The sequence below is a fragment of the Pantoea phytostimulans genome (genome assembly GCF_046118715.1).
Lineage (GTDB): Bacteria > Pseudomonadota > Gammaproteobacteria > Enterobacterales > Enterobacteriaceae > Pantoea > Pantoea phytostimulans.
On record NZ_CP173698.1, the window covers coordinates 2,532,516 to 2,552,034 of the forward strand.

Annotated in this window: 20 protein-coding genes and 1 other RNA gene; 14 read left to right on the forward strand and 7 right to left on the reverse strand. The window is 51.3% G+C overall.

The features are described 5' to 3' along the window. Positions 1-76: 76 nt before the first annotated feature. Positions 77-580 (forward strand): M48 family metallopeptidase, encoded by a 504-nt coding sequence (locus ACF2G4_RS11735; RefSeq protein WP_215845529.1) that lies wholly within the window; start codon positions 77-79, stop codon positions 578-580. Here the strand turns inward: ACF2G4_RS11735 and ACF2G4_RS11740 are convergent. Then, complete coding sequence (locus ACF2G4_RS11740; protein ID WP_332625826.1) at positions 577-2,265, reverse strand: chloride channel protein; 1,689 nt, start codon at positions 2,263-2,265, stop codon at positions 577-579. The genes ACF2G4_RS11735 and ACF2G4_RS11740 overlap by 4 nt on opposite strands. A 144-nt stretch (positions 2,266-2,409) precedes the next feature. On the opposite strand from ACF2G4_RS11740, the gene ACF2G4_RS11745 reads away from it, so the two are divergent. The 3 genes from ACF2G4_RS11745 to sstT all read left to right on the forward strand — a co-directional run bounded on the left by ACF2G4_RS11745 (position 2,410) and on the right by sstT (position 6,083). Then, entirely contained in the window at positions 2,410-3,396 is a 987-nt protein-coding gene (locus ACF2G4_RS11745; protein WP_409074874.1) for a Gfo/Idh/MocA family protein, read from the forward strand. Between the two features lie 251 nt (positions 3,397-3,647). After that, on the forward strand, positions 3,648-4,616 hold the full coding sequence (locus ACF2G4_RS11750; protein WP_409074875.1) for a TerC family protein: 969 nt from the start codon (positions 3,648-3,650) through the stop codon (positions 4,614-4,616). A 234-nt stretch (positions 4,617-4,850) separates the two neighbouring features. Beyond that, positions 4,851-6,083 carry a serine/threonine transporter SstT gene (gene sstT, locus ACF2G4_RS11755; RefSeq protein ID WP_332625828.1) on the forward strand — a complete coding sequence of 411 codons (1,233 nt, stop codon included), beginning with the start codon at positions 4,851-4,853 and terminating at the stop codon, positions 6,081-6,083. Between the two features lie 40 nt (positions 6,084-6,123). Here sstT and ACF2G4_RS11760 read toward each other — a convergent pair whose 3' ends face one another. The 3 genes from ACF2G4_RS11760 to uxaC are packed head-to-tail and all read right to left on the reverse strand — an operon-like array spanning position 6,124 to position 10,485. Then, complete coding sequence (locus ACF2G4_RS11760) at positions 6,124-7,614, reverse strand: UxaA family hydrolase (RefSeq protein WP_215845526.1); 1,491 nt, start codon at positions 7,612-7,614, stop codon at positions 6,124-6,126. Positions 7,615-7,618: 4 nt separating this feature from the next. After that, positions 7,619-9,067: a tagaturonate reductase gene (locus tag ACF2G4_RS11765; RefSeq protein ID WP_409074876.1), complete on the reverse strand. Its 1,449-nt coding sequence runs from the start codon at positions 9,065-9,067 to the stop codon at positions 7,619-7,621. Between the two features lie 2 nt (positions 9,068-9,069). Further along, entirely contained in the window at positions 9,070-10,485 is a 1,416-nt protein-coding gene (gene uxaC, locus ACF2G4_RS11770; protein ID WP_215845525.1) for a glucuronate isomerase, read from the reverse strand. A 399-nt stretch (positions 10,486-10,884) separates the two neighbouring features. Here uxaC and ACF2G4_RS11775 point away from each other — a divergent pair, with 399 nt between their 5' ends. From ACF2G4_RS11775 to ACF2G4_RS11820, 10 genes are all read left to right on the forward strand, one after another. Further along, entirely contained in the window at positions 10,885-12,189 is a 1,305-nt protein-coding gene (locus tag ACF2G4_RS11775; RefSeq protein ID WP_243078867.1) for an MFS transporter, read from the forward strand. 105 nt (positions 12,190-12,294) lie between these two features. Then, entirely contained in the window at positions 12,295-13,068 is a 774-nt protein-coding gene (exuR, locus tag ACF2G4_RS11780; protein ID WP_409074877.1) for a transcriptional regulator ExuR, read from the forward strand. 324 nt (positions 13,069-13,392) lie between these two features. Beyond that, positions 13,393-14,067 (forward strand): DedA family protein, encoded by a 675-nt coding sequence (locus ACF2G4_RS11785; protein WP_215845522.1) that lies wholly within the window; start codon positions 13,393-13,395, stop codon positions 14,065-14,067. After that, a complete protein-coding gene (gene mzrA, locus ACF2G4_RS11790) occupies positions 14,067-14,414 on the forward strand; it encodes an EnvZ/OmpR regulon moderator MzrA (protein ID WP_215845521.1) in 348 nt (115 codons plus the stop codon). Before ACF2G4_RS11785 ends, mzrA begins: the two co-directional genes overlap by 1 nt. A 202-nt stretch (positions 14,415-14,616) precedes the next feature. Beyond that, on the forward strand, positions 14,617-14,991 hold the full coding sequence (locus tag ACF2G4_RS11795; RefSeq protein ID WP_215845520.1) for a DUF1090 domain-containing protein: 375 nt from the start codon (positions 14,617-14,619) through the stop codon (positions 14,989-14,991). A gap of 35 nt (positions 14,992-15,026) precedes the next feature. Continuing rightward, positions 15,027-15,332, forward strand: coding sequence for a YqjD family protein (locus ACF2G4_RS11800; RefSeq protein WP_215845519.1), 306 nt, complete (start codon positions 15,027-15,029; stop codon positions 15,330-15,332). Between the two features lie 2 nt (positions 15,333-15,334). Beyond that, on the forward strand, positions 15,335-15,730 hold the full coding sequence (locus ACF2G4_RS11805) for a phage holin family protein (RefSeq protein WP_215845518.1): 396 nt from the start codon (positions 15,335-15,337) through the stop codon (positions 15,728-15,730). Further along, complete coding sequence (locus ACF2G4_RS11810; protein ID WP_215845517.1) at positions 15,730-16,014, forward strand: YqjK-like family protein; 285 nt, start codon at positions 15,730-15,732, stop codon at positions 16,012-16,014. The genes ACF2G4_RS11805 and ACF2G4_RS11810 overlap by 1 nt, the downstream gene beginning before the upstream one ends. Before the next feature lie 204 nt (positions 16,015-16,218). After that, complete coding sequence (locus tag ACF2G4_RS11815) at positions 16,219-16,629, forward strand: DoxX family protein (RefSeq protein WP_409075973.1); 411 nt, start codon at positions 16,219-16,221, stop codon at positions 16,627-16,629. 76 nt (positions 16,630-16,705) lie between these two features. After that, positions 16,706-17,680: a glutathione S-transferase family protein gene (locus ACF2G4_RS11820; protein WP_215845516.1), complete on the forward strand. Its 975-nt coding sequence runs from the start codon at positions 16,706-16,708 to the stop codon at positions 17,678-17,680. A gap of 111 nt (positions 17,681-17,791) precedes the next feature. Here ACF2G4_RS11820 and ACF2G4_RS11825 read toward each other — a convergent pair whose 3' ends face one another. The 3 genes from ACF2G4_RS11825 to rsmI all read right to left on the reverse strand — a co-directional run bounded on the left by ACF2G4_RS11825 (position 17,792) and on the right by rsmI (position 19,459). Continuing rightward, entirely contained in the window at positions 17,792-18,145 is a 354-nt protein-coding gene (locus ACF2G4_RS11825) for a hypothetical protein (protein WP_409074878.1), read from the reverse strand. Positions 18,146-18,183: 38 nt separating this feature from the next. After that, positions 18,184-18,562: RNase P RNA component class A (rnpB, locus tag ACF2G4_RS11830), an RNA gene on the reverse strand. A gap of 33 nt (positions 18,563-18,595) precedes the next feature. Then, on the reverse strand, positions 18,596-19,459 hold the full coding sequence (rsmI, locus tag ACF2G4_RS11835; RefSeq protein WP_215845513.1) for a 16S rRNA (cytidine(1402)-2'-O)-methyltransferase: 864 nt from the start codon (positions 19,457-19,459) through the stop codon (positions 18,596-18,598). Positions 19,460-19,519 lie beyond the last annotated feature (60 nt).

Sequence of the window (19,519 nt, forward strand, 5' to 3'; positions counted from 1 at the left end):
CCGGCATGGTACACTTTGGTTGATTTTCGCCCCAAAAAGGGGGGCGCAGTATACTGTCTTTCACCGGGAATCCCTAATGTCCTCACTGATCTACCTTCAGGGTTATCCTGAGCCCATTCTTGAGCAGGTTCATACGTTGATTGAACATCAGCGTTTAGGGACATTTCTGCAAGAACGGTATCCCGATACGCACAATGTTATCAGCGATAAAGCCCTGTATGACTTTACGCAATCGCTTAAAAACCGCTTTATGCGAAATGCACCGCCCATCAGTAAAGTCATTTGGGATAACAAAATTAAAGTGATGAAGCATGCATTGGGTTTACATACCGCCATTTCTCGCGTGCAGGGCGGCAACCTTAAAGCCAAGGCGGAAATCCGTATTTCCACCTTCTTTCGTATGGCGCCCGAACCCTTTCTGCGCATGATTGTGGTTCACGAGCTGGCGCATCTTAAAGAGAAAGAGCACGACAAAGCTTTTTATCAGCTCTGTTGTCACATGGAGCCAGATTACCACCAGCTCGAATTTGACGCTCGCCTGTGGATGACCGATCAAGCCATGCGCGGTAACGCCGCTTAAAGAAACTCCTGCGCTTTCTGAATCAGACTGGTTTTGGTTAGCGCCCCCAGGAAGCGGCGTTCGTGTGGATTATTGAGTACCGGCAAGCGCTCCAGCGTCACCAGCGCGAAGGCTTCCCAGCCTTCTCGCATACTTTGATTCTGATAAACGCAGGGGAAGTTGTCATCCATCACCTGCTGTACCGGCGAATCCAGCGTAATTTCCTGTGCCAGCACTTTGCGCGATATTTCGTGAATCGATACCACGCCAAGAAATGCGCCCTCGTCATTAATCACATAGACATAACGCTCACGCTTTAGTGAGCTCACGGCCAGCGCTTGCCCAACCGACTCTTGGGGTTTCAGGGCCGCGCCAGGTATGATCAGCTCAGCCACTCGCATATTATCAAAGTCATATTTGGCTTCTGAACGGTTGAAATGATTGCTCACGACCGGATAGGTACTGGCGGATTGCAGGCGATAAACCACCATCGATGCCAATACTGCCGCAATCATCAGTGGGAACAGCAAGCTGCTGTTGAGCGTCATCTCCAGCACCATTAATATCGCCATGAGCGGCGCCTGGCTAACCGCAGCCAGCACCGCCGCCATACCAATTGCGGCATACAACAAGCTATTACCAAGGGGCAAATGCAACGCCAGTCCGCACGTCGCCAACACCACACCTAACAACGCGCCAATCAACAGCGATGGCGTAAATAGCCCCCCTACCGCATTTGATCCCACCGACAAACTGGTCGCCAGCGTTTTCAATACCAGCAGCAATAGCAATCCCGGCAACAGATAATCTCCCGCCATGACTTTAACGATGACTTCATATCCGTTACCCAAAATATCGGTTGAGACGATCGCCAGTAAACCCACCGCAAAACCCCCTGCGCCTAGCCGCAGCGGCAGCGAGCTAACACGGCTAAACAACTTTTTGCTGCGCGCAATCAACGTGATCAACAGCCAACCTGCCAGCCCGGCGCAGAGACCGATAATCACCGTCATGAATAAACTACTGGCGTCCATGTGGAAGTTAACATCAGCCAGCGGGTAAAGCGCGCTGCGAAAACCCAGCGTCCACATTGTCATGACCGCGACGGCAGAAGAGATAATGAGTGGGATAAGGCGCTGAAGCGCTGAAATACCAAAGGCGATCTCAGCCACAAAAATCGCCGATGCCAGCGGGGCGTGATAAACCGAAGAGAGGCCAGCCGCAGCGGCCATTGCCACTACATCACTGTTTTTGAGGTTCAGCGAGGCGGGCAAAAATTTCCCTATCATGCTGCCGCACAGCGCTGAAAGCTGCACCATCGGCCCTTCTTTACCGATAGAAGCGCCGCTACCGATACTGGCAATCGAGGATAATGCCCGAAACAGCGACGTTTTCGTCGGCACCGCATCAAGCCGTGCGTTAATCACTTCGAGATAATCAGTTTTAAGCGTTTGCTGCTGCTCAATGTTCACGGCATAACGCAAGAAAAACCCTGCCAGCAATCCACCTGCACCCACCAGCAGCGGCCAGAGGATCCACGGCCAGACATGCATCGCCTCGGTAATTTCACTACTGCTACCAAAAAGCAGATGATTAATCAGCTCAATAATGCCGCGAAAAGCCAGCGTAACCAGTGATGCAGCGAAGCCGACCGGAATGGCAATTAACAAAGTGGTCCAGTTTAGTGCGTGTTTACTTCCTTTCACCTGCGCCTCTTCTTTCTGCCATAAACCGTTGCTTGATCATAATATTGGAATGCGGATCGCAGGATCAAATTCACATTGGTCGACTGCGTTGCGTGACACGTGGGACATGCTACTCTGCCGCTTTACCTCTGCAGGAGAACCATCGTGATTCGTTTTGCCATTGTGGGAACCAACTGGATTACTCGCCAGTTCATTGATGCCGCTCATGAGAGCGGAAGCATGAAACTCAGCGCGGTCTATTCGCGCAGCCAGCAGCAGGCAGACGCATTTATTGAAGATTATCCCTGCAACCAGACGTTTACCTCACTGGAGGCGCTGGCAGCCTGCGCGGATATTGACGCCGTTTATATCGCCAGCCCTAATGCGCTGCATTGCGAACAGGCATTGCTGTTTCTCTCGCACGGCAAACATGTGATTTGCGAAAAACCGTTGGCTTCTAATCTCAAAGAAGTTGAAGCGATGATCGCCTGCGCGCGTGAGAATCAGGTAATCCTGTTTGAAGCCTTCAAAACCGCCAGCTTACCTAACTTTTTGCAGCTGCAACAGGCGCTGCCGCAGTTGGGGAAATTGCGTAAAGCGCTGCTCAATTATTGTCAGTATTCCTCGCGCTACCCACGCTATCTCAACGGCGAAAATCCTAATACCTTTGATCCGCGTTGGTCCAACGGTTCAATTATGGATATTGGCTATTACTGCTTAGCCAGCGCCATCACGTTGTGGGGTGAACCGAAAAAAGTTCAGGCACAGGCCACCTTACTGGATACCGGCGTCGACGCACATGGCGTCGTGGTTTTGGATTATGGTGATTTTGACGTAACCATTTTGCACTCCAAAGTCAGCGATTCCGCCCTTCCCAGCGAAATTCAAGGTGAAGCGGGCGCGTTAGTTATACAAAAAATCTCCGAATGTCAGCAAATTAGCTTTATTCCGCGCGGCGGCGATAAACAAGATCTGACTCAGCCGCAGCACATTAATACGATGCTTTATGAGGCTGAAGCCTTTGTGCGTCTGGTTGAACAACGTCAGGTTGATCATCCTGCGCTGGAAATTTCACGCATCACTGCCGCGCTACTGACTCAAATTCGTCAGCAAACCGGGGTGATATTTCCAGCCGATCAGGGTGGAGTGTAAATATTTCTAAATATGACTGGCCGCGATTGCTTCCTGTCCGTGAAGTCCGTACTTTACGGTTTGCAAAGGGGAGTAACTTGTAAGCTGATTGATCGTCATTACGGTGCGCAAGCATCCGGTCATCAGGCAACCTGGAATAACATTCTGTGTTGTAAGTGAGACCTTGCCGGAAGGCGAGGTTTGCTTACATCAAAATAAGCGGCTGATGTCTTCTGACTTCAGCCTTTTTTATTTCTAAACAGGATACGATTATGCAAACTGTAGGAACGCCATTGCTTTGGGGCAGTTTTGCAGTGGTTGTGCTCATCATGCTGGCGATCGATCTCTTATTGCAGGGACGTCGTGGCGCACAAACCATGTCATTTAAACAAGCTGCCATTTGGTCGTTGATCTGGATTTCCGTCTCGCTGCTGTTTAGCGCCGCCTTTTGGTGGTATCTCGAAGGAAGCGCAGGTCGCGAAGTCGCGAATACACAAACCCTCGCCTTCCTGACCGGTTATGTGCTTGAAAAAGCGCTGGCGGTAGATAACGTTTTCGTCTGGCTGATGCTGTTTAGCTACTTCTCAATTCCCGCCAACCTGCAACGCCGAGTGCTAATTTACGGCGTGTTAGGTGCCATCGTTCTGCGTACTATCATGATTTTTGCGGGTAGCTGGCTGGTTACGCAGTTCAGCTGGATCCTTTACGTCTTCGGGGCGTTCTTGCTGTTTACAGGCTTGAAAATGGCGTTCGCAAAAGAAGATGAAGGTGGCGTCGGAGAGAAGCCGGTGGTGCGTTGGTTACGCAGTCATCTGCGAATGACGGAGTCGCTGGAAGGTGAAAAATTCTTCACCCGTAAAAATGGGGTGCTGTTCGCAACGCCATTGCTGCTGGTGTTAATTATGGTTGAGCTGAGCGACGTCATCTTCGCGGTCGACAGTATTCCGGCCATCTTTGCTGTTACCACCGATCCGTTTATTGTTTTAACGTCTAACCTGTTTGCGATTTTGGGCCTGCGCGCCATGTACTTCCTGTTAGCGAACGTGGCGGAACGCTTCTCGATGCTGAAATATGGCCTGGCGATCGTGCTGGTCTTCATCGGTATTAAAATGTTGATTATTGATCTTTACCATATCCCAGTAGGCATCTCGTTAGGTGTGATTGGCGCTATTCTCGCCTCAACGCTGCTGGTTAACGTCTGGGTTAACCACAGAAACGACCAAAAGAAAATCTCGAAATAATTATCTACAGGGGCAGCTTCTGCCCCTGTTTTATTTTGCATCAGTAAAATCAGTCATTCCTTATCTCTGTCACACTTCCTTTATCCAGCATAATAAAAATTCGACATGGCCCACATTGGCGGAATTATCTCTTTTCTCAACAGATCTTTTCCTTATACTCCGCCGGGCAAACCGTTTTGGCCGCAGGATAGATTGCGACTAAAGCTACATCCCGCGACAAATACAGAAAAAACTATGCAGAAAACACTCTCCGCACGTCTGGCCGCACTGTTCGCAGGAAGCCTGGTAAAACAAATCATGATCGGGCTGATTGCCGGTATTGCTCTGGCCTGGTTTTCACATGATGCCGCTTTAGCTGTTGGTCTACTGGGCGATCTGTTCGTTAACGCCTTGAAGGCCGTAGCGCCTTTACTCGTATTGGTGCTGGTCATTTCATCAATTGCGAACCATCAGCAGGGCCAAAAAAGCAACATCAGGCCCATCGTCATGCTTTATCTGCTCAGCACCTTTTTTGCCGCTGTTGTCGCCGTGATATTCAGTCATTTGATGCCACAAACGCTGACGCTGGCGGTAGGCACCACCGAAATTACGCCGCCATCAGGCATTACTGAAGTGCTGCGCGGTCTGCTGATGAGCATGGTAGCTAACCCGATTACGGCGTTAATGAACGCCAACTATATTGGCATTTTAGTCTGGGCGATCGGTTTAGGACTGGCTTTCCGTCACAGCCAGCCCAGCACGCGTGCGTTTTTAAATGATGCATCGAACGCAGCAACCTGGCTGGTGCGCTGTGTGATTCGCTGCGCGCCGATCGGTATTTTTGGTTTGGTTGCGTCGATTCTGGCATCCACCGGTTTCGGTGCGCTGTGGCAATACGCGCATCTGCTGACGCTGCTGATTGGCTGTATGGTGCTGATGGCATTAGTCGTCAATCCCCTGCTGGTTTACAGCAAAATCCGCCGTAATCCTTATCCGCTGGTGTTTACCTGCCTGCGTGAAAGTGGCGTAACCGCCTTTTTCACCCGCAGCTCTGCGGCCAACATTCCGGTCAATATGGCTATCGCCAAACGCCTGGGTTTGGATGAAGACACCTATTCAATATCCATTCCGCTGGGCGCCACAATCAGCATGGCGGGTGCATCAATCACCATTACCGTGCTAACGCTGGCGGCGGTGCATACATTAGGTATTAGCGTGGATGTACCCACCGCGATTCTGTTGAGTCTGGTGGCATCATTGTGTGCGTGCGGTGCGTCGGGCGTGGCGGGTGGTTCACTGCTGCTGATTCCTGTTGCCTGCAATATGTTTGGTATTCCCAACGATTTGGCCATGCAGGTTGTTGCCGTAGGATTCATCATCGGCGTGCTGCAGGATTCTGCCGAAACGGCGTTGAACTCCTCAACGGATATTTTATTTACCGCGGCCGTTTGTCAGTCTGAAGCGGAGCGCGCGCCAAGTCGCGCTTAAAACAGATGGCGGCCTACTCAGGCCGCCATTTTTATACGCTTTATAGCGTGACGCCGCTTTTAAAAATCGCCAATTCCCTGAAATCATTCTTCTCATTATTTGTCGCCTGACCATTCGCAATGGTTACGATGGTATCGACAAAATCTGCCAGCATCTCATCCATGCTCATGCCGTGGATCAACCGTCCGGCGTCAAAATCTATCCAGTGTGGTTTTTTCTCAGCCAACGGCGTATTAGTTGCGAGTTTGACGGTAGGCACAAATCCTCCGTAAGGCGTGCCGCGTCCGGTGCTGAACAACACCATATGACATCCTGCTCCGGCCAGCGCGCTGGTGGCAACGGCGTCATTACCCGGCGCGCTCAGCAGATTCAGACCCGGCGTTTTCAGTCGCTCGCCATATTTCAAGACATCAACAACCTGGCTTTGCCCCGCCTTTTGCGTACAACCCAGCGACTTCTCCTCCAGCGTGGTGATGCCGCCCGCTTTGTTGCCAGGAGAAGGGTTCTCATAAATCGGCTGTTGGTGATCAATAAAGTACTGCTTGAAATCGTTGATCATCGCCACGGTTTTATCAAAAGTGCTTTCGTCGCGGCAGCGGCTCATCAAAATGCGCTCTGCACCAAACATTTCCGGTACTTCCGTTAACACTGTCGTGCCGCCGTTGGCGATCATCTGATCGGAGAAACGCCCCAGCAGCGGGTTGGCAGTAATACCCGAAAAGCCGTCAGAGCCGCCACATTCCAGGCCGAACTTAAGCTCGCTGAGTTTGCCTGGCTCACGTTGGTCGTGACGCATTTTTTCATACAATGCATGCAAACGCTCAAGGCCGGCCTCCACTTCATCGTCATGTTGCTGGCAAACCATAAACTCTACGCGATCGCTTTCAAAACTGCCCAACGTGTCACGAAACGCATCAACCTGATTGTTTTCACAACCAAGGCCAATCACTAATACCGCGCCCGCATTGGGGTGCCGCACCATATTTTGCAGCATGGTGCGCGTATTGTCGTGATCCTGTCCCAGCTGTGAACAGCCAAAGGTATGGCTGAACAGGAACGCACCATCAATATCCGCGGCGTCCTGCGTTTCCTTCAGAAAACGTTGCAGGATTTGACGCGCAATGCCGTTGACGCAGCCGACGGTTGGCAATATCCATAACTCATTACGAATGCCAACGTCACCGTTGGCGCGGCGATAAATCTGTACCTCGCGGTCGCCCGGCTGAGGCGGCACATCAACGAATTCAGGTTGATATTCATACTCATCCAAATCGCTGAGGTTGGTACGCGAATTTTGTGAATGGATCACTTCGCCTTCGGCGATTGGCTGGGTAGCATGACCAATCGGCAGACCATATTTGATCACTAAATCGCGCTGCGCGATGGGTTGCAGCGCAAACTTGTGTCCTCGTCCAACCTCTTGTTGCAGCGTTACCGCCACATCAGACAATTCAACGGTGCTGCCTGCTTCTAAGTCGCGCAACGCCACGGCAACATTGTCGCGCGAATGAATTTTAATTGCGTCTTGCATAGCGTTATCTCAGTTGGCTCAGCGCCTCACGCATCCCGTGAACGATGATGTTTTGCAGGTGTTGGGTAACCGCTGCGGTCAGTCCCGGTTGCAGGGTTAAATCTTCTCCCCAGTGCTGCGCATTGCTTAAAACGTTGCGCACCAGTTGTTCCGGAGAAATTTCATCCGCTTTCAATGCGGTCCAGCCTTCAGCGAAGCATTGCAGCCATTGCGTGTCGTCTTGCAACGGCCAGCTTTTCTCTTCTGACTCGCCGCGATAAAAAGCGATTAACGCAGCAAATGCGAAGGTCAACCGTGGCGGCCAGTTGCCGGTTTGCTGATGCGATGTCAGCAGCGGCGTCAGGAGGCGCGTACGGAATTTAGTCATGCTATTCAGGGCAATCGACAGCAAAGCATGGCGGATAAACGGATTACGGAAGCGACGCTGTACCGCATCGGCAAAGGTGTGCAGCTCGTCACTCGGCAGATCCAGTGTCGGGATCACTTCATCGCGCAGCAGGCGATCAACAAAGCCCGCAATTGCGGCATCGTCCATCGCTTCGCCCACGCTTTCTAACCCGGCCAGATACGCCACCGGCACCATAGCGGTGTGAGCGCCATTCAGGATCGCCACTTTTTGTGCTTTGTAGGGCGCGATGTCTTCAACTCTGCGCACCTGCGGGGCGAGCACATCCAGTTTAAGCTCATCAACCAGCGCGGCGGGGCCTTGAATCACAAACTGGTAATAGACTTCACCCGCAACCAGATAGCGATCTTCATAACCTAGCTCAGCTTCAATTTGCGCACTTTCCTGCGGAAAACCGGTCACGATGCGATCCACTAGCGTGTTGTAGAAGGCACAATGGTCGCTGACCCACGCTTTAAATTCTGACGAAAGCTGCCAGTGATCGGCATAGCGCAACACCGTTTCACGCAGCATGTCGCCGTTGTGGTCGATCAATTCGCACGGCACGATTAACCAGCCTTTATCGCTCGCACCGCTGAAATGGCTGAAGCGCGCCCACAGCAGTTGAGTGAGCTTGCCAGGAAAGCTTGAGGCGGGTTGATCGGTTAACGTATCCGACTCGACAAACGCAATACCCGCTTCGGTGGTATTGGAGAACACGAAACGCATCTGCGCATTTTCAGCTAATGCCAGAAAATCGTCGTACTGCTTGTAAGGCTGGATTTCGCGATTCAGGCTACGAATCAGGCGTGTTTCACTGACCTGTTCGCCCTGCTCGTTGAGGCCACGAATCAGCGTGGTGTAAAGACCCTCCTGCTGATTCAAGCTGTCGCTGACTTCACGGTTGCGCGGCCGCACCACTACAATCCCCGCATCGGTGCCGTGATGCTCATTCAGCCAGTCGATTTGCCAGTCGATAAAAGCACGCAGAAAGTTACCTTCACCGAATTGAATCACGCGATCGCTATAGCGGGCGCCGGGAAAATCGTTACGATTCAGCCGCTGCATAATCATGCTCCTAACTCAATGCCGAAATAGTCGCGGGCATTGTTGAAGCAGATGTTCTGCACCATTTGGCCTAACAACGCTTCATCTTCCGGCGCTTCGCCCCGCTCAACCCAATTTCCTATCATCTGGCACAGCAGGCGGCGGAAATATTCATGACGCGTATATGAGAGGAAGCTGCGACTGTCGGTCAACATGCCGACAAAGCGGCTTAACAAACCAATTTGCGCGAGTTGTGTCATTTGACGCTGCATACCATCGAGCTGATCGTTAAACCACCAAGCCGATCCAAACTGCATTTTTCCTGCTTCGCCTTCACCCTGGAAATTGCCCGCCATGGTGGCCAGCACTTCGTTGTCGCGTGGATTCAGGCAATAAAGAATGGTTTTTGGCAACGCGTTATGGAGATTTTGCGCACCTAACAAACGCGCCAGCGGTTCAGCCACTGGATGGTCGTTAATAGAGTCAAAACCCACATCCGGGCCAAGCAATTCAAATTGACGTTGGTTGGTGTTACGCAGCGCACCAATGTGATATTGCTGCACCCAGTTGCGACGTGCATATTCGCCGCCCAGCCAGACCAGCACCGCTGTTTTGAACTGTGCAATCTCCTGTGGATTTGGGGCTGTACCCTGCAGGCGACGCGATAAAATGGCATCCAGCGTGGCTTCATCTGCCTCGGCGTAACAAACTACATCTAAAGCATGATCGGAGACTTTGCAGCCATGTGCGGCAAAGTAATCAAGGCGCTTGCTCAACGCACGCAGCAAGTCATCAAAACGCTGCACGTTAACGTCAGCAATGCGCTCCAGCTTCTGAACCCACGGTAAAAATGTCTCGGCTTCAATATTGAACGCTTTATCGGGTCGCCAGCTCGGCAGCACTTTGACATCAAAACTGGCGTCATCGGCGAGTGCGCGATGATGGGACAGATCGTCGAGTGGATCGTCGGTAGTGCCAACCATTTTTACATTCATCTGTTTCATGATGCCGCGTGTTGTGAATTCATCCTGCGCCAGCAAATCATTACAGCGATGCCAAATAGTGTCGGCGGTTTTCTCAGAAAGCAGCGTGCCGGTGATACCGAAGGGGCGACGTAATTCGAGGTGAGTCCAGTGATAGAGTGGATTACCAATGGTGTGCGGCACGGTACGCGCCCAGGCATTAAATTTTTCATGATCGCTGGCTTCACCAGTACAAAATGACTCTGGCACACCGTTGGCTCGCATCGCTCGCCATTTGTAGTGGTCCCCTTTCAGCCAGATATCGTACAGATTAGCGAAGCGATAGTTTTCAGCAATCTGCTGCGGTGGCAAGTGGCAGTGATAATCGAAAATTGGCTGATCCTTCGCATAATCGTGATAAAGCCGACGAGCGAATTCGGTATCCAGCAAAAAATCCTCGGTCATAAAACGCGACATGCTTACTTCCTCTTAGGCTGAACCTTTCATGGCTCAAAGTTATCATACCAATTTTAGCCAACAGCAGAATTCTTTGCGATCACGCTCACATAAACGGCAGTAAATAGCCGAGCTTATGGACGCTTCTGTCGCCGGCAGCAGGCTAAATGGCTGTCTTGACGTGGGTTTAAAGTATCCCACAGGCCTGAAAGGGTTTTTGTGATGGCTCTCAACTTTTAAAGTTGTATAACAAGTTAGGCTCTCGCTCCGTCATTCGTTGTTCAGTGAATGCACTTAAAAGGCAAGGTAAACAAAGGTCGCTAATACGACCTGCGGGCGTGAGCAGAGCTGTATCACGGGTTGTCCCGCTCCAGATAACAACAGCGGCAAGACCGCATACATAACTGGAAGAGGTAGAGAATGCGTAAGATCAAAGGGCTACGCTGGTACATGATCGGCCTCGTTACATTGGGCACGGTACTGGGCTATCTGACAAGAAACACCATCGCAGTGGCAGCACCGACGCTGCAAACTGAATTACATATCACCACTCAACAATACTCCTACATCATCGCCGCTTATTCGGCTTGTTATACCCTGATGCAACCTGTCGCTGGCTATGTATTGGATTTACTCGGCACAAAAATTGGCTACGCGGTATTTGCCGTCATGTGGGCAATTTTCTGCGCCGCCACCGCCATGGCGGGCAGCTGGGGCGGATTAGCTCTGGCACGTGGCGCGGTAGGCGCGGCGGAGGCCGCCATGATTCCTGCGGGACTTAAAGCCAGCAGCGAATGGTTTCCTGCCAAGGAGCGCTCGGTCGCGGTAGGCTATTTCAACGTGGGTTCTTCGATTGGCGCCATGCTGGCACCGCCGTTGGTCGTGTGGGCGATCATGGCGCACAGCTGGCAAATGGCGTTTATTATCACCGGCGTTTTAAGCATGGTCTGGGCGCTCTGCTGGCTGGTATTTTATAAACATCCCAAACAACAAACCAAACTCAGCGCGGAAGAGCGTGATTACATTCTTTCAGGCCAAGAGGCGCAGCATCAAACCGGCAATAATCGCAAAATGTCTGCGATGCAGATTGTGCGTAACCGCCAGTTCTGGGGCATCGCGCTGCCGCGTTTTCTTGCTGAACCGGCATGGGGAACCTTTAATGCCTGGATCCCGCTGTTTATGTTCAAAGCCTACGGTTTCAATTTGAAAGAGATTGCACTCTTTGCCTGGATGCCGATGTTGTTCGCTGATTTTGGCTGCATTCTTGGTGGATATTTGCCGCCGCTGTTTCAGCGCTGGTTTGGTGTAAATCTGATCGTGTCACGTAAATTAGTGGTTACGATGGGCGCGGTCCTGATGATTGGCCCAGGAACCATTGGTTTATTCACCAGTCCTTATGCAGCCATTGCGCTGCTGTGTGTCGGCGGTTTTGCACACCAGGCTCTTTCAGGCGCGTTAATTACGCTCTCTTCAGACGTATTTGGCCGTAATGAAGTCGCCACGGCTAACGGATTAACCGGTATGGCAGCCTGGACTGCCAGCACGATGTTTGCCTTGGTGGTGGGTGCGCTGGCAGATACGCTGGGCTTTAGCCCGCTGTTTGCCGCGCTGGCAGTCTTTGATTTGTTGGGTGCAATTGTGATCTGGACGGTGTTGAAAAATAAACCGGTCTCAGAACTTGAGCAGAAAGTGCGCGCACCCGCTGTTGCAACCGCTCGCAGTTAATCCCTCGGGTGGGCTGAGCGGGTTAACGCCAGCCCAACCCACCCATTTCCTCGCCCGACGCTAAGTGGTATAACAACTTACCCATTTGTCATTCTGGACTTTGTCATGGACATCATCGAATCCCGCCGTCTTTATCAACAGCTGGCCAGCGAATTAAAAAGCCGCATTGAAAGCGGGAGTTACTCCATCGGTGATAAATTGCCTGCCGAACGCCTGATAGCAGAAGAGATGGAAGTCAGCCGCACCGTGGTGCGTGAAGCCATTATCATGCTAGAAGTTGAAGGCTATGTTGAGGTGCGCAAAGGTTCAGGCATTCACGTTATCGCCAGTCAACAGCAGAATCGGGTAACAACATCCAGCCAGCTGGAATTTGCCTCTTTTGGCCCTTTTGAACTGTTGCAGGCCCGCCAGCTCATCGAAAGTAATGTTGCGGAATTTGCGGCCACACAGGTGACGCGCCAGGACATTATCGAATTGATGGCGATTCAGGAAAAAGCCCGTCAGGAAGACCATTTCCGTGACTCGGAATGGGACATGCAGTTCCATGTTCGCATTGCGCAATCCACGCAAAACAGTGCGCTCGCCGCAATTGTCGAAAAAATGTGGCTGCATCGCCTGCATAATCCTTATTGGCTCAAACTCCATGAACACATCGATCAGCGCAGCATCATCAGCTGGTGCGACGATCACGATCATATTCTGAAAGCACTAATGCGCAAAGATCCCGCCGCCAGCAAACTGGCGATGTGGCAACATTTGGAAAATACTAAACAAATGTTGTTTAACGCCACCGCTGATGATTTCGAATTTAACGTCGACCGCTACATGTTTGGTGAAAATCCGGTGATCCTGCCAGATGGCTCCAATAACCCGCGTTAAAGCCGCTGAAATCCTGCTCAAATCGGTCAGTTAATCTGCAATAATGTCAGGTCGTGTAAAGCTACTTTTTACATATTGTCTCACAGGGTAAAACTCCGGGTCGTCGGGCAGTTTCTCCTGTCTCGTGTGCATGATTTTTGTTACAGTTATCGCCCTTTTCTTACCCTTTGCGACAGGGCTTTATAAAGTCGCTGATTTAACAATCAATTTCGGAAGGATCCGGAAAATCCTGCTCAGGCTGCGCTCCTAAAATCGATAACTCAACGCCGGTCTGCGCTTAAGTCCCTTGGGGACATGTTTAACAATGACGTTCAGGAATGATTGATGGATATCTTGCAAGCGTTGCTGCATGCCTTGTGGCAACAGGATTATGAAACCCTTTCCGATCCCACGCTGGTCTGGGCAATTTACGGCGTTTTGTTCATGATTTTGTTTTTGGAAAACGGTTTATTGCCTGCCGCTTTTCTGCCCGGTGACAGTCTGCTGATTTTAGTCGGTGTCTTGATCGCCAAAGGAACAATGAGTTTTCCGCTGACCATTCTGGTTTTGACCACCGGCGCGAGCCTTGGCTGTTGGGTAAGTTACATTCAGGGCCGCTGGCTCGGTAATACGCCCACCGTACAAAAATGGTTGTCGCACCTTCCCGCGCAATATCATCAACGTGCGTACAGTTTGTTTCATCGTCACGGCTTATCGGCGCTGCTTATCGGTCGCTTTATCGCTTTCGTTCGGACTTTGTTACCCACCATCGCGGGTCTTTCTGGCCTGAGCAATACGCGCTTTCAATTTTTCAATTGGGTGAGCGCATTTTTGTGGGTGGTAATTCTTACTGTGCTGGGCTTCGCTTTAGGTAAAACGCCAATCTTCCGCCGTTATGAAGATGAACTGATGTTCTTCCTGATGATGCTGCCGCTGGTGCTGCTGGTGATTGGTTTAGTCGGATCTTTAGTCGTTTTATGGCGTAAACGTCAGGCCAATCAAAACGGGAAAGCCGAGTAATGAACATGCTGAAAGGTTTTCCTAAACGCTGGCTACCTTGGCTAGTCGGCGGTGCTTTTGCGCTGATCGCGTTAAGTTTGGTTCCCACGCTAATGCGCCATGAAACGGTAGTACAGATTCGCGTATCCCACGCTGGCGCACCTTTGCCTGATGGTTTTTATCTGTACCAGCAGCTGACTGCGCAAGGTATTCGCATCAAAAGCATTACGCCTTCGGGTGATGCGCTGGTGATTCATTTCGACAGTGAAGAGCAAAGTCTGGCAGCGCAAAAAGTATTACGTCGCCTGCTGCCGCAAGGTTTCATCGTCGCGCAACACGATCAGGCCGAGCGCCTGTCGCTGGCCTGATCACGCCATCTTTCTCCCCTTCAAGAATCCAGACTGCACGGCAAGATCGCATTGTGGTCTGGAATTTTCTGTATCTCCCGGTGTTCTTTGAACTTTTTCCCGCTGATGTCTATGCTTAACCGATGGCTAGTGTAAAGACAGCCTGGGTCTCCTCTTGTCCGGTAGGTCGCAGGTTAAGTCACAATGGAAGGTAATCAGCCTGATGAAACATAAATTACTGCTGGGATTCGCACTCTTTTCTCTTTCAGGATCGTTGATGGCTGCGGAGTCGCTGTGTCAGCAAAAAGAGCAGGATATCAAGCTTGAAATCGATGTGGCGCAGAAGCACAACAATCAGCGCCGCGTTAATGGTCTGGAACGCGCGTTAACGGAAGTTCGCGCAAACTGTACCGACAAAAAACTTGAAGCTGCGCATCTTGAAAGAATCAATACGCAGAAACAGAAAGTCGCCGAACGTGAACGTGAACTCAAGGAAGAGCGCCAGGACGGCGACGACAAGGATAAGATTGTTAAACGTGAAGAAAAATTGGAAGAAGCACGCCATGAACTGAAAAAGTTGCAGGCGGAGCCTTATTAACCGTATTCAATCTACTGATGTTAAAGGAGTATTTCATGTCAAAAGATACAACGTCTGAACATTTGCGTGCCGAACTGAAAAATTTAGCTGACACCCTGGAAGAAGTGCTGAGCAGCAGCACAGAAAAATCGAAAGGTGAACTGGATAAGCTACGCAGTAAAGCGCGCGTCGCTTTAGACAGTTCACGTGAGCGTCTTGGTGAATCAGGCGAGCGCCTGGCAGCCACTACGCGCGAAGCAGCACAGAAAGCCGAAGGCTATGTGCGTGAAAATCCCTGGCATGGTGTGGGTATCGGTGCAGCCATTGGCGTCGCGCTGGGCATCCTCATCTCTCGACGTTAATTATGGCTGAATCACAGCAGAACCACGGCCCGGGCAAAGGGGTCATCAACATTGGCCAGCGCATCGTTACTACGCTGGTTAGCATGGTTGAGACGCGCGTTCGTCTTGCAGTGGTGGAACTTGAAGCAGAGAAAGCAAACCTGATTCAGTTATTAATCATGGTTGGCTTAACGATGCTGTTTACCGCTTTTGGTTTGATGAGCCTGATGGTTCTGATTATCTGGGCGGTTGATGCACAATATCGCTTGATGGCGATTGGTATCACTACTGCGGTGCTGTTTGCACTGGCGCTAATCATCGGAATCTGGACCTTGCGCAAATCACGTCAATCTACGCTGTTGCACCATACGCGCAAAGAGCTGGAAACTGACCGGGTATTGCTTGAGGAGGATCGCTGATGAGTCGTCGCGAGCGTGAGAAACGCATCCATGAACTGCTTAATCAGGTGCAGCAACAGCGTTTGGACCTGAGCGCAGGGCGCCGTGACTGGCTTTACGGCACGGCGCATTATGATCGTGGTTGGCAAACTTTCCTCGGCCTGCGACGTTATTTGGCAGTGGGCAGCAGCGCTTTGGCAATCTGGTCTGTGCGCAGTCCGAATAAAATTTTGCGTTGGGCCAAACGGGGCTTCGGTTTATGGAGCACCTGGCGCATGCTTAAAACGGCTCTTCCACAGCGTTAACCTCTGTTAAAGCTGGCCCTTTTTAGGGCTGGCTTCACTTCATCAGAATTTCTGAAAAACATCGACAGTATATCTCGCTTACAACCTTTTCTCTGCGCGACTATCATCTCCCTCCATCAGCCCACTGAACTGCAAACGTGCTTTCAGCGGGAAAAATCGATGCAGGCACTTATGCCCTGCCATTTTTTAGCGTTGGAGTAAATGATGAAAAAATTCGAAGATAAAGGTTTATTGCTGGCTCGCATCCTGATGACCATTCTGTTCATTACTGCAGGTTGGGGCAAAATCGTGGGTTACAGCGGTACACAACAATATATGGAAGCGATGGGCGTCCCGGGCTTTATGCTGCCGCTGGTGATTTTGCTTGAATTTGGTGGTGGCCTGGCGATTCTGTTTGGTTTCCTGACTCGCTTTACTGCGCTGTTCACTGCTGGCTTCACCATTCTGACTGCATTTATGTTCCACAGTAATTTTGCAGAAGGTGTTAACCAGTTGATGTTCATGAAAAACCTGTCAATTGCCGGTGGTTTCCTGGTATTAGGTTTAGTCGGTCCAGGCGCTTACAGCATTGACCGTCTCCTTAACAAAAAGCCGCAGCCTGCATTAGCGCGCTAATATTACCAACGGCGAAATGCCACATATACTTAGCAGGGCGGGGACTTTTCCTCGCCCTGTTTGCATGGGAGGCGATATGGGCCAATTAATTGAAGGTGTCTGGCATGACACCTGGTACGACACCAAGTCAACCGGCGGACGATTCAAACGTTCAGAATCCGCGTGGCGTAACTGGGTTACAGCAGACGGCAGCGCCGGCCCCAGCGGTAAAGCGGGCTTTGCAGCCGAGCGCAACCGTTATCACTTATATGTTTCACTGGCCTGCCCATGGGCGCATCGCACTTTGTTAATGCGTAGCTTAAAAGGGTTGGAAAATATGATTGATGTGTCGGTGGTTCATCCGCTGATGCTAGAAAATGGCTGGACCTTTGATGATGGGTTCCCGGACACAACCGGTGACAGCCTTTATCAGAACGAATTTCTTTATCAGCTCTATCTGCATGCCGATCCACACTACACCGGGCGTGTTACTGTGCCAGTGCTGTGGGATAAACAGCAGAATACCATTGTCAGTAACGAGTCTGCCGATATCATCCGCATGTTTAACAGCGCGTTCGACGGCGTTGGTGCGCGCGCTGGCGATTATTATCCGCCTGCATTACGTGAAAAGATTGATGAACTGAATGGCTGGATTTACGACACGGTTAACAACGGTGTTTACAAAGCGGGCTTCTCAACTTCACAGCAAGCTTACGATGAAGCGGTCACGGCTTTGTTCCACTCATTATCGCGTCTTGAACAGATTCTGGGTCAGCATCGTTATTTAACGGGCGATCAGTTAACAGAAGCGGACCTACGCTTGTGGACGACATTGGTGCGTTTCGATCCTGTCTATGTCACCCATTTCAAATGCGATCGCCACCGGATCAGTGATTTTCTTAATCTGAACGGGTTTCTACGCGACATTTATCAAATGCCTGGCATAGCCGAAACGGTCAACCTGCCGCATATTCGCCATCATTATTACTGCAGCCATAAGACCATTAATCCGCATGGTGTGATTTCTGTCGGCCCTGCCTTTGATTGGGATGAGCCGCATGGCCGCGGATAACAGTGCAGTTAAGTAATAAAGCAAAAACCCCGCCGAAGCGGGGTTTTCAATAAAAAGTCGAAGCTGACCGTTAAGCCGCTTTCTTTTATAAAAAGCGTCGTGGGCAGGCATTCATCTGCCCGCCTGCTGCACAAAGCAAAAACCCCGCCGAAGCGGGGTTTTTAGTAAAAAGTCGAAGCTGACCGTTAAGCCGCCTTCTTTTATAAAAAGCGTCGTGGAAAGGCATTCATCTGCCGGCTGCACAAAGCAAAAACCCCGCCGAGGCGGGGTTTTAAGTAAAAAGTCGAAGCTGACCGTTAAGCCGCTTTCTTTTATAAAAAGCGTCGTGGGCAGGCATTCATCTGCCGGCTGCACAAAGCAAAAACCCCGCCGAAGCGGGGTTTTCAGTAAAAAGTCGAAGCTGACCGTTAAGCCGCCTTCTTTCATAAAAAGCGTCGTGGACAGGCATTCATCTGCCAGCTGCACAAAGCAAAAACCCCGCCGAAGCGGGGTTTTTAGTAAAAAGTCGAAGCTGACCGTTAAGCCGGGTTCTGTCGTGGACAGTCATTCATCTAGGCCAGCAATCACTCACTGGCTCAAGCAGCCTACCCGGGTTCAGTACGGGCCGTACCTTGTGAACCCCTATTTGGCCTTGCTCCGGGTGGAGTTTACCGTGCCACGAACTGTTGCCAGTCGCGCGGTGCGCTCTTACCGCACCCTTTCACCCTTACCTGATCCCATTACTGGGCCATCGGCGGTTTGCTCTCTGTTGCACTGGTCGTAGGCTTGCGCCTCCCAGGCGTTACCTGGCACCCTGCCCTATGGAGCCCGGACTTTCCTCCCCTTTGCCCGTCTCCCCACAAGTGAGGACGACGACAAAGCGGCGACTGTCTAGTCAGCTTCGGCGGCGGATGATAGGACATTCGCCCGCGTTTGTCACGCCTCTTGCTGATCTAGCGCGAAGCGATAGAGTGCGTTTTTCTTCACACCGTGGATCTCAGCGGTTAACGCCGCCGCTTTTTTGAGCGGCAACTCTTTTTGCAATAACGCTAAAGTGCGCAGTGCATCTGCCGGCAAGGCTTCCTCATCCGCTTTATGGCCTTCGACGATCAGCACCATTTCGCCTTTACGGCGATTTTCATCCTCTTTCACCCACGCCAGCAGTTCGCCGACTGGTGCACCATAAATCGACTCCCACGTTTTTGTCAGTTCACGCGCCAGCACCACGTAACGATCTGCACCCAGTTCCGTGACCATATCCTGCAAGCTGTCTAACAGGCGATGGGTCGATTCGTAGAAAATCAGCGTGCGCGGCTCCTCTACCACAGCGCGCAACGCATCGCAGCGGCCCTTGGTTTTAGCCGGCAGAAATCCTTCGTAACAGAAACGATCGGACGGTAATCCCGCAGCGCTTAATGCTGCTATCGCCGCGCAGGCGCCAGGCAGCGGCACAATACGAATGCCCGCTTCACGACAACGGCGCACCAGATGGTAACCGGGATCGTTGATCAGTGGCGTACCGGCATCGGAGACCAATGCTATGCTTTGACCTTCCTGCAGCTTCGCCAGCAGCAGTTCGGCTTTCTGCTGCTCGTTGTGGTCGTGAAGTGCGAAGAGCCGCGCATTGATGGCGAAATGTTGTAGCAACAGCCCGGTATGACGTGTATCTTCCGCAGCGACCAGATCGACGCTCGAAAGCACCGTCAGCGCCCGCTGGGTGATGTCACCCAAATTACCAATCGGGGTTGGAACGATGTAGAGCGTGCTGGCAGAAATGTCTGCCCGATCGTGTTGTTTCATTGTTTCATCCGAATTGCCGATTTAATATTGAGCATCTTGAAAAAAACATCACTGGATACA